General features: G+C 61.9%; 13 protein-coding genes. 3 read left to right on the top strand and 10 right to left on the bottom strand.

Annotation, left to right across the window (positions count from 1 at the left end; genetic code table 11):
• The first annotated feature begins 273 nt into the window (after window positions 1–273).
• A complete protein-coding gene (gene phnN / locus AOA60_RS25925) occupies window positions 274–846 on the top strand; it encodes a phosphonate metabolism protein/1,5-bisphosphokinase (PRPP-forming) PhnN (protein ID WP_099586765.1) in 573 nt (190 codons plus the stop codon).
• Between the two features lie 161 nt (window positions 847–1,007).
• Window positions 1,008–1,412, top strand: coding sequence for a type II toxin-antitoxin system HicB family antitoxin (locus tag AOA60_RS25920; RefSeq protein ID WP_099586764.1), 405 nt, complete (start codon window positions 1,008–1,010; stop codon window positions 1,410–1,412).
• A gap of 23 nt (window positions 1,413–1,435) precedes the next feature.
• On the opposite strand, the gene AOA60_RS25915 is transcribed toward AOA60_RS25920, so the two are convergent.
• From AOA60_RS25915 to gcl, 9 genes are all read right to left on the bottom strand, one after another.
• Window positions 1,436–2,632, bottom strand: a complete 1,197-nt coding sequence (locus tag AOA60_RS25915) for an MFS transporter (RefSeq protein WP_099586763.1) — start codon at window positions 2,630–2,632, stop codon at window positions 1,436–1,438.
• Between the two features lie 168 nt (window positions 2,633–2,800).
• A complete protein-coding gene (locus tag AOA60_RS25910; RefSeq protein WP_099586762.1) occupies window positions 2,801–3,805 on the bottom strand; it encodes a sulfate ABC transporter substrate-binding protein in 1,005 nt (334 codons plus the stop codon).
• A 96-nt stretch (window positions 3,806–3,901) separates the two neighbouring features.
• Entirely contained in the window at window positions 3,902–4,726 is an 825-nt protein-coding gene (locus AOA60_RS25905; RefSeq protein ID WP_099586761.1) for an ion transporter, read from the bottom strand.
• A gap of 31 nt (window positions 4,727–4,757) precedes the next feature.
• Window positions 4,758–5,633 (bottom strand): urea transporter, encoded by an 876-nt coding sequence (locus AOA60_RS25900; protein WP_099586760.1) that lies wholly within the window; start codon window positions 5,631–5,633, stop codon window positions 4,758–4,760.
• A gap of 137 nt (window positions 5,634–5,770) precedes the next feature.
• Window positions 5,771–7,186, bottom strand: coding sequence for a pyruvate kinase (pyk, locus tag AOA60_RS25895; RefSeq protein WP_099586759.1), 1,416 nt, complete (start codon window positions 7,184–7,186; stop codon window positions 5,771–5,773).
• Window positions 7,176–8,456, bottom strand: coding sequence for a glycerate kinase (locus tag AOA60_RS25890; protein WP_099586758.1), 1,281 nt, complete (start codon window positions 8,454–8,456; stop codon window positions 7,176–7,178). The genes pyk and AOA60_RS25890 overlap by 11 nt, the downstream gene beginning before the upstream one ends.
• Window positions 8,457–8,584: 128 nt before the next feature.
• On the bottom strand, window positions 8,585–9,475 hold the full coding sequence (locus AOA60_RS25885; protein ID WP_099586757.1) for a 2-hydroxy-3-oxopropionate reductase: 891 nt from the start codon (window positions 9,473–9,475) through the stop codon (window positions 8,585–8,587).
• 142 nt (window positions 9,476–9,617) lie between these two features.
• Window positions 9,618–10,400 (bottom strand): hydroxypyruvate isomerase, encoded by a 783-nt coding sequence (hyi, locus tag AOA60_RS25880; RefSeq protein ID WP_099586756.1) that lies wholly within the window; start codon window positions 10,398–10,400, stop codon window positions 9,618–9,620.
• A 10-nt stretch (window positions 10,401–10,410) separates the two neighbouring features.
• Window positions 10,411–12,186: a glyoxylate carboligase gene (gene gcl, locus AOA60_RS25875; protein WP_099586755.1), complete on the bottom strand. Its 1,776-nt coding sequence runs from the start codon at window positions 12,184–12,186 to the stop codon at window positions 10,411–10,413.
• A gap of 266 nt (window positions 12,187–12,452) precedes the next feature.
• Between gcl and AOA60_RS25870 the strand changes: the two genes are divergently transcribed.
• Entirely contained in the window at window positions 12,453–12,893 is a 441-nt protein-coding gene (locus AOA60_RS25870) for a heme-binding protein (RefSeq protein ID WP_099586754.1), read from the top strand.
• A 97-nt stretch (window positions 12,894–12,990) separates the two neighbouring features.
• Here AOA60_RS25870 and AOA60_RS25865 read toward each other — a convergent pair whose 3' ends face one another.
• The gene (locus tag AOA60_RS25865; RefSeq protein WP_099586753.1) at window positions 12,991–13,596 is read right to left on the bottom strand and encodes a TetR/AcrR family transcriptional regulator; all 606 of its coding nucleotides are present in this window, start codon (window positions 13,594–13,596) and stop codon (window positions 12,991–12,993) included.
• Between the last annotated feature and the right edge of the window lies 1 nt (window position 13,597).

The following is a 13,597-nucleotide window of genomic DNA, read 5'->3' as shown; positions in this document are numbered from 1 at the left end:
GGGAGCTTTACGGATATACAAGAGGGCGAGCTGCACGCAGACGGGGCGTCCGGGGGATGGAAACCCGGCGGGGCAGCCCCGCTGCGTGCCGCTCGGCCGGCAGTATGAGTACCTGCCATTGCGGCTGCTGTAGGCCAAGTCCGGTTTCTCACCTTTGCAGCCGGTGAAAGCGGCACGTTGATGGGAAGGATTAGTGGATATACTTTCCAGTGGCTACCATCCGGCCTAGCCGGTAGTGCAACAAATCTGGCAACAGGCAAAGAAGGTGTTTTGATGGCGGGCAGGTTGATCTATCTCATCGGACCATCGGGCTCAGGCAAAGACAGCCTGCTGGATGCCGCCCGTGCGCGCCTGACCGAGCGTGGCTGCCGCATTGTGCGAAGGGTCATCACCCGTTCGGCCGAAGCGGTGGGCGAAGCGGCTCAGGGCGTGAGCCCGGAGCAGTTTGCCGCGCTGGACGCCGAAGGCGCGTTTGCCCTCAGTTGGCACGCCAATGGGTTGTCCTACGGCATTCCCAAGGATATCGACGCCTGGCTCGCGTCGGGAGAGGACGTGCTGGTCAACGGCTCGCGTGCGCACTTGGCGCAGGCTCGCGCACGTTATCCGCAGTTGCTGGTGCTGCTGTTGACCGTGGATCAAGCCGAGCTGCGCCAGCGCTTGATCGCGCGGGGCCGTGAATCCCTGGCGGATATCGAGGAACGCCTGGCGCGCAATGCGCGGTTTACCCAAGCGCTGATCGCCGGCAATAGTTCGGGGTTATTCGTGCTGGATAACTCCGGCCCCCTGGAGCATACCGTCGACCGCTTGCTGTGCTGCCTGGACCTTGGGCAGTCGGTCTGCGCCTGATGCTGTTCCAGCGCCGGCTCATTCGGTTACTGGCACTCGCTCAACATTCGGTAAAACACCCGTCAGTCGGGCTGACGCATTCTGTGCTTGAGTGAATATAACTCTAGGGTTGCTTTTATCAGAAAACGCGCCGGGTTGTTTCAGTTTTAAGGAGAGCATTCATGCAATACCCAATCTGTATCGAATGGGGCGATGACTTTACCGCCACCGGTATTCAGATCCCCGATATTCCAGGCGCTGTCACCGCCGGGGACAGTTTTGAAGAGGCTTACAACGCTGCCGTGGAAGTGGCGCACATCCTGCTGCAGGAGATCGCCGCGCAGGGTGCGACGATTCCGATGCCAACGTCAGTCGCGACCCATCACGCCCATGAGGACTACGCGGGGATGGGCTGGGGGATGCTGGAGTTGGACATCTCGCCCTACCTGGGCAAGACCGAGAAGGTCAATGTGACCTTGCCCGGTTATGTCATTCAACGCATCGACCGTTACGTGCGGGAGCACAAAGTCAAAAGTCGCTCGTCATTTCTGGCGGATGCCGCGTTGGAAAAACTAGTGCGTTCTTGATCGGCGCCCGGTGTGCCGTCCCCTCAGGCGGTGGCCACCGACGTCTGGCGCGAGGCACTGACGAAACGCAATAACGCCACCAGCGGGAATGCACTCCCCACCAGTATCACCCCCAGCCAACCGCCGTGCTCATAGACGCTGCTGGCAATCGCCGAGCCGAAAGCGCCGCCGATGAAGATGCTGGTCATATACAGCGCGTTCAAACGGCTGCGGCTATGGGCGTCGAGGGCGTAGACGGCGCGTTGGCCGAGGACCATGTTCATCTGTACGCAGAAGTCCAGGACCACACCGGTTACCGCCAGGCCGATCACGCTGTACAGCGGATGCACAAACGCAGGCAGGAAGCTCAACACCGCGAGCAGCATCGCCAGCAACGAAGCGCGGTGAGTGTGACCGGCATCCGCCAGGCGCCCGGCGATGGGCGCGGCGACGGCGCCCAGTGCGCCGACCAGGGCGAACAGGGCGATTTCGCTCTGGCTCAGGCCATGATTACGTGCGAGTTCCAGGGGCACGGCGGTCCAGAACAGACTGAAGGCGGCGAACATGCAGCCTTGATAAAACGCGCGTTGGCGCAGCACCGGCTGGCGCCGCAACAAAGTGCCCAGCGAGCCCAGCAATTGGCCGTAACTGGCGCTGTGATCGGGTTGGCGCTTGGGGATCGTGAGCATCAACACCACGCTGATAAACGCCATCAACCCCGCCGCGGCCATGAACATCGCACGCCAGCCGAAGTGGTCCGCCACGACGCTGGACACCGGCCGTGCCAGCAGGATACCCAGCAGCAAACCGCCCATGATGCTGCCGACCACGCGGCCACGGGACTCAGCGGGCGCCAGGTGCGCGGCCAGCGGGATCAGGATCTGCACCGACACCGAACTGAAACCGATCAGCAGCGACACCAGCAGGAACAGGTTCGGCTGTTCGGTGAACGCTGCGCCCAGCAGGCTGGCGATGGCCACTACGGTGGTGAGGATCATCAGCTTGCGGTTTTCCAGCAGGTCGCCCAACGGCACCAGGAAGAACAGCCCCAAGGCATAACCGATCTGCGTCAGCGACACGATCAGGCTGGCCATGGCTGGCGTAAGGCCGATGTCCGGGGCGATCAGTTCGATGATCGGTTGTGCGTAGTAAATGTTGGCGACGATGGCGCCACAGCAGAACGCAAACAGCATCACCATCCCGCGGGTCATGGTGCTTGCAGCGTGGGGGGTGGCATTCATGGTTGTCTCATAAAAGCGAAGGAAGATGGCGAGCGAGAGTAAAGGCAAGGCGTCAGCGCGGGTAGGGCGCTTGGGGTGATATCACTTATGCTGGCTGATGATACATCTAGAAACAAATGTGGGAGGGGGCAAGTCGAATCGTCGTACCGACCCTCCCACATTGTTCAGTTACTGACCGGAGTAGATCTGGTCAAAAACCCCACCATCATTGAAGTGAGTCTTCTGCACCGTGCGCCAGTCACCAAAGGTCTTCTCCACCGACAGGAAGTCGACTTTCGGGAAGCGGTCGGTGTACTTGGCCAGCACTTTCGGATCACGTGGGCGCAGGTAGTTGTTGGCAGCAATTTCCTGGCCTTCAGGTGACCACAGGTACTTCAAGTAGTCTTCGGCGGCCACGCGGGTGCCTTTCTTGTCGACCACTTTGTCAACCACCGACACTGGCGGCTCGGCTTCGGCGGAGACGCTTGGGTAGATGACTTCGAACTGATCACGGCCAAATTCACGGGCGATCATTTCAGCTTCGTTCTCGAAGGTCACCAGCACGTCGCCAATCTGGTTGGTCATGAACGTGGTGGTGGCGGCGCGGCCACCGGTATCGAGCACTGGCGCTTGCTTGAATAGCTTGCCGACGAAGGTCTTGGCTTTCTCTTCATCGCCGCCGTTCTTGAGCACATAACCCCAGGCCGACAGGTAGGTGTAGCGGCCATTACCCGAGGTCTTCGGGTTGGGCACGATCACTTGCACGCCGTCCTTGAGCAGATCCGGCCAATCCTTGAGGGCCTTGGGGTTGCCTTTGCGCACGATGAACACGGTGGCGGAAGTGAACGGCGCGCTGTTGTTCGGCAAGCGCGTGACCCAGTTGTCCGGCACCAGTTTGCCGTTGTCGGCGAGGGCATTAATGTCGGTGGCCATGTTCATGGTGATCACGTCAGCCGGCAGGCCGTCGATCACCGAGCGGGCTTGTTTGCTGGAACCGCCGAAGGACATTTGCAGGGTCAATTTGTCGTTCGGGTGCTCGGCGTCCCAATGTTTCTGGAAGGCGGCGTTGTAGTCCTTGTAGAAATCGCGCATGACGTCGTAGGAGACGTTGAGCAGTGTGACCGGTGCGGCATGCACGGCGCCCGCCAGGGCAAGGCCGGCGGCCAGGAGAGAGGCGCTAACGAGTTTTTTCACTGCTCATTCCTTGTTGTTCGAAAGAAGGGGTAAGGCCATTTGCCAGCGACTATAGCCGGGGCGCCATAGTCGCTTAAAGATTAAAAAGAACTTTGCTTATTCCACTTTCTTGAAAAGATTACTGCCGCAACGCGAACAGAACGCGGCGTTGGGCTCGTGGCTGTTTTTCTTGCACACCGGGCAGTCGGTTTGCAGCTGTTCACCGCGCATGGCACTGGCCAGCTCGGCGGTGAAAATCCCGGTGGGGACGGCGATGATCGAGTAACCGGTGATCATCACCAGTGACGAAATCACCTGGCCCAGTGGCGTCTTTGGCACGATGTCGCCAAAGCCCACGGTGGTCAGCGTCACGATGGCCCAATAGATGCCCTTGGGAATGCTGGTAAACCCGTGTTCCGGGCCTTCGATCACGTACATCAAGGTGCCGAACACCGTCACCAGCGTGCACACGCTCACCAGGAACACCACGATCTTCTGCTTGCTGCCGCGCAGCGCCGCCATCAGGTAGTTGGCCTGCTTGAGGTACGGACTGAGCTTGAGCACGCGGAAGATCCGCAACATGCGGATGATGCGGATGATCAGCAGGTACTGCGCGTCGCTGTAATACAGCGCCAGGATGCCGGGCACAATGGCGAGCAGATCCACCAGCCCGTAAAAGCTGAAGGCATAGCGCAAGGGCTTGGGCGAGCAATACAGGCGCAAGCCGTACTCGATCAGGAAGATGACGGTGAAGCCCCACTCGATATACGCCAGCATATCGGCGTAGTTCTGGTGTACCTGGTCGATGCTGTCGAGCATCACGATCACCAGGCTGGCGAGGATGATCAGTAGCAGGATGCCGTCAAAGCGCCGCCCGGCCAGGGTGTCACTCTGGAAAATCATGACGTAGAGCCGCTGGCGCCAGTCGTTGTTGCTGTCCATAAATCCCGCCCGAATCGAAGATCGAGCAAGCCTAGGGGGATTCGAAGGGGCTGTCCATGCGCGGTTTCTGAAGCCTGCGGCAACCGGCGCGCACCAGCCAGCAGGCGAGGATAAACGGCGCAGTGAGCGCGGGCAGGTGCAGGGCGGCAAAGCCCGGCGTGAGCAGGCTGGCCAGTAGGATGCCGAGCAGCGGCAGCCAGGGTTGGCGATGCAATGGGCTCAGGGCCAGGGCCGCGAGGGCTGGGTTGTAGCTGTGCAGGCCGAGGAGGGCGCCGGTGCTGTCATCCAGCAGCACGCCGATCAGCACGCCGGCGCTGGCGCCGATCAAGGCCCAGAGGGCTGCGCGGCGGTTGGCCAGCCACAGGCCAAGGGCAATCAGCACGCCGGCCAGGGGCTGGTCCAGCAGCATGATTTGCGCCAGGCCAGTGAAGGGGGCGCTGAGGAATGCCAGCGCATCGGGCTCGCCCAGGGCGAAAGTATTTGGCGCCGCAGTGCCCAGCAGCATCCAACCCAGAAGCACAAACGGCGCGGTGTAGGCGGGCAAGTCATCCGGTTGCGTCGCGCGCTTGAGCCATTGCCGCGTGAGGATCGCACTCAAGCCGCCACACGCCAGGATCAGCGGCGGCAACAGGGCCGACCAGGCGAAATGCTGGCTGATCAACAGGCCCAGCAATACGCCGTTATAGCTATACAAACCGGCTTGGCGTTCAGCCTTGGGATAACCCCGGCGCTGGGCCGTGAGCAAACCGGCTACGCCACCCAGCAGCGCACCGCCGAGCAAGGCCGGAGCGCCGATCAGGATGGCCAGCAGGCACAGCAGGCCGCACAGCGGTTGGCGTTGGAGGAAGATCTGGCTGAAGCCGTTGAGCAGGGCTTCGGCCCAGTCGGGGCAGGTCTGGTTGTGCATGGTGGTTATTCAGTGAGACCGGGTTGTCCCCATCGGGGGCAAGCCCCCTCCCACACTTTATTGGGTTCACATAGCGACAGGTGTGAATGCAGTCCAATGTGGGAGGGGGCTTGCCCCCGATGGGGCCTTCATAAGCGCTAAATCAACATCTCGATACGCAGCGAGTTGGTCGACCCCGGCTGCCCAAACGGCACCCCCGCCGTTATCACCAAGGTATCCCCACGCTGCGCCATGCCCTGAGCCTGGGCAATCTCCAGCGCCGTAGAACACACCTCATCCACCTGGCGCAGCCGATCGTTGACCACCGAGTGCACGCCCCACGCCACGCTCAGCCGTCGCGCCGTGGACAGGTTCGGCGTGAGGTTGAGGATCGGCGCCACTGGCCGTTCCCGCGCCGCACGCAGGCTGGAGCTGCCGGATTCGCTGTAGTTCACCAGCACCGCCACCGGCAGGATGCTGCTGATACGACGGATCGCGCAGCTGATGGCGTCCGACACGGTGGCATCGGCTTTGGGCCGGCTGACGTCCAACTGCGCCTGGTAATCCGGGCCGTTTTCCACTTGGCGGATGATCTTGCTCATCATCTGCACGGCTTCCAGCGGGTACTCGCCCGATGCAGTTTCGGCTGACAGCATCACCGCATCCGCGCCTTCGGCCACGGCGTTGGCCACGTCGGTGACTTCGGCACGGGTCGGTGCCGGTGAGAAGCGCATGGATTCAAGCATCTGCGTGGCCACCACCACCGGTTTACCCAGTTGGCGGCAGGTGCTGATGATGTCCTTCTGGATCTGCGGCACGCTTTCGGCGGGCACTTCCACACCCAGGTCGCCCCGGGCCACCATGATGGCGTCGCTCAGCTCGGCGATTTCGCGCAGCCGCTGCACGGCGGAGGGCTTCTCGATCTTGGCCATCAGAAAGGCCTTGTCGCCGATCAGCTCACGGGCTTCGCGGATATCTTCCGGGCGTTGCACGAACGACAGCGCCACCCAGTCCACGCCCAGTTCCAGGCCGAAGCTCAGGTCACGCCGGTCCTTGGCGGTCAGTGGGCTCAGCTCCAGCAACGCTTGGGGCACGTTCACACCTTTGCGATCGGACAACTCACCGCCATTGAGCACGGTGGTGTCGATGGCATCGGCATGCTTGGTGATCACCCGCAGGCGCAGCTTGCCGTCATCCAGCAGCAGGTCCATGCCCGGTTCCAGGGCTGCGATGATTTCCGGGTGGGGCAGGTTGACCCGGCGTTGGTCGCCCGGAGTCTCGTCCAAGTCCAGGCGCAGTGCCTGGCCGCGCACCAGTTGCACCTTGCCCTCGGCAAACCGCCCGACCCGCAGCTTCGGCCCTTGCAGGTCCATCAGGATGCCCAACGGGTAGTTGAGCTGGCGCTCCACCTGGCGAATCCATTGGTAGCGCTGGGCGTGATCGGCGTGCTCACCGTGGCTGAAGTTGAGGCGGAAGATATTCACCCCGGCCTCCACCAACTCACGGATGTCATCGATCCCGTCGGTGGCCGGGCCCAGGGTGGCGAGGATTTTGACTTTTTTGTCAGGCGTCATGTTTGGCAGTCTCAAGAATCAGAATGGCGCGGAAGTCGTTGACGTTGGTGCGCGTCGGCTCGGTGACGATCAAGTCGTCGAGCGCCGCGAAATAGCCGTAGCCGTTGTTGTTATCCAATTCATCACTGGCACTCAGGCCCAGGGCTTCGGCGCGGCGGTAACTGCACGGCGTCATGATTGCGCCGGCGTTGTCTTCCGAGCCGTCGATGCCGTCGGTGTCGCCCGCCAGGGCATACACGCCGGGCAGGCCCTTGAGGCTGTCGGTCAGGCTCAGCAGGAATTCCGCGTTACGCCCGCCACGGCCATTGCCGCGCACGGTGACGGTGGTTTCACCGCCGGACAGGATCACGCAGGGCGCCGCCAACGGCTGGCCGTGCTGCACGATCTGGCGGGCAATGCCCGCGTGCACTTTGGCCACGTCCCGCGCTTCGCCTTCCAGGTCGCCGAGGATCAGCGGGCTGAAGCCGGCCTGGCGTACTTTCACGGCCACGGCTTCCAGGGATTGCTGGGGGCGGGCGATCAATTGGAAGTGGCTGCGGGCGAGGATCGGGTCGCCGGGCTTGACGGTTTCGGAGGCCGGGTTTTGCAGCCAACTGCGCACGGACGCTGGGGCGTCGATCCCGTAACGCTTGAGGATCGCCAGGGCTTGTTGCGAGGTGCTCGGGTCGCCGACGGTCGGGCCGGAGGCAATTACCGTGGCCTGGTCGCCCGGCACATCGGAGATGGCGTAGGTGTACACCGTCGCCGGCCACACGGCCTTGGCCAACCGACCGCCCTTGATCGCCGAGAGGTGCTTGCGCACGCAGTTCATCTCGCCAATGGTCGCGCCGGACTTGAGCAGGGCCTTGTTGATGGTTTGTTTGTCGGCCAGGGTGATGCCTTCGGCGGGCAGGGCCAGCAAGGCAGAGCCGCCGCCGGAAAGCAGGAAGATCACACGGTCGTCTTCGCCGAGGTTGCTGATCAATGCCAGCACGCGCTCGGCCACGGCCAGGCCGGCGGCGTCGGGCACCGGGTGAGCGGCTTCGACCACTTCGATTTTCTGGCACGGTGCGCCATGGCCGTAGCGGGTGACCACCAGGCCGCTGACTTCGCCCTGCCAACAGTTTTCGACGACCAGCGCCATGGCCGCCGCGGCCTTGCCGGCGCCGATCACGATCACACGGCCGCTGCGGTCGGCGGGCAGATAAGGTTCAAGGACTAGCCGGGGATGGGCGGCGTCGATGGCTGTGGCAAATAGCTCGCGAAGCAGGTGTTGCGGATCGACCGACATAAGCGGGCTCCCGGGGGGATTCTTGTTTTTAGAGATGCAGCAATTTCAGACTTGGAATGGGAACAAATGTGGGAGGGGGCAGGCCCCCTTCCACATTGACTGCATTTCAGAGTGAGATCTGTGGGGAGTTACTTGTCGCGAATCGAGAAATTCGCCATGTGCTCCAGGCCCTTGATCAGCGCCGAGTGGTCCCAATTCCCGCCGCCAATCGCGGTGCATGTGCTGAACACCTGCTGGGTGCCGGCGGTGTTCGGCAGGTTGATCCCCAACTCCTTGGCACCGGCCAGGGCCAGGTTCAGGTCTTTCTGATGCAGGTTGATGCGGAAACCCGGATCGAAGGTGCCCTTGATCATGCGTTCGCCGTGCACTTCCAGGATCTTCGAGGAGGCAAACCCGCCCATCAGCGCTTCACGCACCTTGGCCGGGTCGGCGCCGTTTTTCGAGGCGAACAGCAGCGCTTCGGCCACCGCCTGGATGTTCAGCGCAACGATGATCTGGTTGGCCACTTTGGCGGTCTGGCCATCGCCATTGCCGCCGACCAGCGTGATGTTCTTGCCCATGCTCTGGAACAGCGGCAGGGCGCGTTCGAAGGTCTGCGACTCGCCGCCGACCATGATGCTCAGAGTGCCGGCCTTGGCGCCGACTTCACCGCCGGACACCGGAGCGTCGAGGTACTGCGCGCCGGTCTCGTTGATCTTCGCCGCGAATGCCTTGGTGGCGGTGGGCGAGATCGAACTCATGTCGATCACCACCTTGTTCGGCGAGAGGCCAGCCGCGACGCCGTCGGCGCGGAACAGCACGTCTTCGACCTGTGGGGTGTCGGGCACCATGACGATGATGAACTCGGCTTCCTGGGCGACTTGCTGCGGGTTGGCCAAGGCCACGGCGCCGGCGCTGATCAGTTCAGCCGGTGCCTTGCCGTGGTGTTCGGAAAGGAACAGTTGGTGACCTGCTTTCTGCAGGTTTGCGGCCATGGGGTGGCCCATGATGCCGGTGCCGATAAATCCGATTTTAGCCATGATGAAATCCTCTTGTTATTACACAGCAGGTCCTATGTGGGAGGGGGCTTGCCCCCGATGACGGTGCGTCAGATAAAACAGGACTGACAGACCCACCGCTATCGGGGGCAAGCCCCCTCCCACATTGACTCGGTGGTGTTTGTTAGATCGCGTTGTGAGTTTTGAGCCAACCCAAACCCGCTTCGGTGGTGGTCAACGGCTTGTACTCACAGCCGACCCAGCCCTGGTAACCGATGCGGTCCAAATGCTCGAACAGGAAGCGATAGTTGATCTCGCCCGTGCCCGGCTCATTGCGCCCAGGGTTGTCCGCCAGTTGGATGTGGTTGATCGCATCCAGGTGCGTGGTCATGGTCCGGGCCAGGTCGCCTTCCATGATTTGCATGTGGTAGATGTCGTATTGCAGGAACAGGTTGGCACTGCCCACCTGCTCGCGAATCGACAGGGCCTGCGCCGTGTTGTTCAGGTAGAAGCCGGGGATGTCGCGGGTGTTGATCATCTCCATCACCAGCTTGATGCCCGCTGCCAGCAGCTTGTCGGCGGCGTACTTGAGGTTGGCGACGAAGGTCTTTTCCAGGGTTTCATCATCCACGCCGGCCGGACGAATCCCTGCCAGGCAGTTGATCTGGGTATTGCCCAGCACCTGGGCGTAGGCGATGGCCAGCTTGACCCCGGCGCGGAACTCCTCGACCCGGTCCGGGTGGCACGCCAGGCCGCGTTCGCCCTTGGCCCAGTCACCGGCCGGCAGGTTGAACAGCACCTGGGTCAGGCCGTTGGCGTCCAGGTGTGCCTTGATCTCAGCCGAGCTGAATTCATACGGGAACAGGTATTCCACTCCTTCGAAACCGGCTTCGGCGGCCGCTTTGAAACGGGCAAGAAAGTCCTGTTCGGTAAACAGCATGGACAGGTTGGCGGCAAAACGCGGCATAGGGTTCTCCTTAATCGAGCAGGGAAATGGCAGTCGGCGCATCGTTGCCGACCAGGGCCAGGTCTTCGAATTCGTTGACGGCGTTGATCTCGGTGCCCATGGAAATATTGGTCACGCGCTCCAGAATGATCTCGACGATTACCGGCACCTTGAATTCTTCGATCATCTCCTGGGCCTTGCGCAGCGCGGGCTGGATCTGGCCTGGCTCGAATACGCGCAGGGCCTTGCAACCCAGGCCTTCGGCGACGGCCACGTGGTCGACGCCATAGCCATTGAGTTCCGGGGCGTTGAGGTTGTCGAAAGACAACTGCACGCAGTAGTCCATTTCAAACCCGCGCTGTGCCTGACGGATCAAACCCAGGTAGGAATTGTTCACCACCACGTGGATGTACGGCAGCTTGAACTGCGCGCCCACGGCCAGTTCTTCGATCATGAACTGGAAGTCATAGTCGCCGGACAACGCCACCACCTTGCGGCTCGGGTCGGCCTTCACCACGCCCAGTGCAGCCGGAATGGTCCAGCCCAGCGGGCCGGCCTGGCCGCAGTTGATCCAGTGGCGTGGCTTGTACACATGCAGGAACTGCGCACCGGCAATCTGCGACAGGCCGATGGTGCTGACGTAGCAAGTGTCTTTGCCGAACACCTGGTTCATCTCTTCGTACACGCGCTGTGGCTTGACCGGCACGTTGTCGAAGTGAGTCTTGCGGTGCAGGGTGGCTTTGCGCTGCTGGCAGTCATGCAGCCAGGCGCTGCGGTCCTTGAGCTTGCCGGCGGCTTTCCACTCGCGGGCCACTTCGATAAACATCGTCAGTGCCGCACCAGCGTCGGAAACGATGCCCAGGTCCGGCGTGAACACGCGGCCGATCTGGGTCGGCTCGATGTCCACGTGGATGAACTTGCGGCCTTCGGTGTAGACCTCCACCGAACCCGTGTGGCGGTTGGCCCAACGGTTGCCGATGCCCAGCACCACGTCCGACTTGAGCATCGTCGCGTTGCCATAACGGTGGGAGGTTTGCAGGCCAACCATGCCCACCATTAGCGGGTGATCGTCGGCGATGGTGCCCCAGCCCATCAGGGTCGGGATCACCGGGATACCGGTGAGTTCAGCGAATTCCACCAGCAGTTCGCTGGCGTCGGCGTTGATCACACCACCGCCGCTGACCAGCAGCGGGCGTTCGGCGGCGTCAAGCAGGGCCAGGGCTTTTTCGACCTGGATGCGTGTCGCCAATGGCTTGGTCAGGGGCAGCGGCTGGTAGGCGTCGATGTCGAATTCGATCTCGGCCATCTGCACGTCGAACGGCAGGTCGATCAACACTGGGCCTGGGCGACCGGAGCGCATTTCATAAAAGGCTTTCTGGAACGCGTAGGGCACCTGGCCGGGTTCCAGAACGGTGGTTGCCCACTTGGTCACCGGCTTGACGATGCTGGTGATGTCCACGGCCTGGAAGTCTTCCTTGTGCATCCGTGCGCGCGGGGCTTGGCCGGTGATGCACAGGATCGGGATCGAGTCGGCCGAGGCACTGTAAAGGCCGGTGACCATGTCGGTGCCCGCCGGGCCCGAAGTGCCGATGCACACGCCGATATTGCCGGCCTTGGTGCGGGTGTAACCCTCGGCCATGTGCGAGGCGCCTTCAACGTGGCGAGCAAGGACGTGATCGATGCCACCCACCTTCTGCAAGGCTGAGTACAGCGGGTTGATCGCCGCGCCTGGGATGCCGAAGGCGGTGTCCACGCCTTCACGGCGCATGACGAGGACGGCGGCTTCGATTGCTCTCATTTTGCTCATGTTTTGGTGCCTCTTGCGTTTTGTAATTGTATACAAGTGGTGTCCGGTCAAAGTGTATTCACGGCGAGCGTCAGAGGTCAATGGATTTTCTCCCTGGGCCTTGGCGTTCGTCGGAAGGCATTTTCACCGGACTTTTTCGACGTATGGAGACTTTGTGCGAAAATATTGCATACAAAAACAAATGTCATTGTGTTCTATTTGTTTGATCGTGCATCTGATCAAACAGATCCAAACCGCTTTCCCAATAACAAAAGAAGGACGGCACCATGAGCGCTTTAACCTTGAAACTCGCCACCCAACTGGCCGGCCAGGCCCTTGCCGCAGGCCGCACCATTGCTGCGGCACCGTTGACCATCGCGGTACTCGACAGCGGTGGCCACTTGATCGCCCTGCAGCGCGAAGACGGCGCGAGCCTGCTGCGCCCGCAAATCGCCATCGGCAAAGCCTGGGGCGCGATTGCCCTGGGCAAGGGCTCACGCTTGCTGGCGCTGGATGCGCAGCAACGACCGGCGTTTATCGCGGCGTTGAACAGCCTGGGGCAGGGCAGCGTGGTGCCGGCACCGGGTGGCGTGTTGATACGGGATCAGGACGGTGTGGTGCTGGGGGCGATCGGGATCAGCGGGGATACGTCGGATATTGACGAGCAGTGTGCGATCACGGCGATTGAGGGGGTGGGGTTGTTGGCGGATGCGGGGGGGTCAGCTTGATTCTCTGCTGACTGAAAAGGACTCATCGGGGGCAAGCCCCTCCCGCATAAATTGTGGGAGGGGGCTTGCCCCCGATTGGCACAGGCCCCTCGGTGTATCAGTCCGGCTCACAGCCCTTGAGCACCAACCGAATAATCGTCTGCGCCGCCGCTTCATAATCCGCTTCATCCAGCTTGGCCTTGCCGGTCACCGCCGAGATCTGCCAGTCAAAGTCCGCGTACGTCTGGGTCGCCGCCCAGATGCTGAACATCAAGTGATTGGGGTCGATGGCCGCGATCAAGCCCCGGTCCACCCAGCTCTGGATGCATTGGATATTGTGCTTGGCCTGGGCATTGAGCTGTTCGACCTGCTCGGCGCTCAGGTGCGGCGCGCCGTGCATGATTTCGCTGGCGAACACCTTGGAGGCAAACGGCAGGTCGCGGGAGATGCGGATTTTCGAGCGGATGTAGTTGCTCAGCACCACCGAAGGCTCGCCGTCCGGATTGAACGGCGTGGAAGCCGCCAGGATCGGCTCGATAATGCTTTCGAGCACCTCGCGGTAGAGGTTGTCCTTGGACTTGAAGTAGTAATAGACGTTGGGCTTGGGCAGCCCGGCCTTGGCGGCAATATCGCTGGTTTTGGTCGCGGCGAAGCCCTTGTCGGCAAACTCCTCGCTCGCCGCCCGCAGGATTTTTTCTTTGTTGCGCTCGCGAATGCTGCTCATA

Source organism: Pseudomonas sp. 2822-17, from assembly GCF_002742485.1.
Taxonomy (GTDB): domain Bacteria; phylum Pseudomonadota; class Gammaproteobacteria; order Pseudomonadales; family Pseudomonadaceae; genus Aquipseudomonas; species Aquipseudomonas cyclaminis.
Note: the sequence above shows the minus strand (reverse complement) of the source record. Positions and strands in the feature narration are given on the sequence as shown.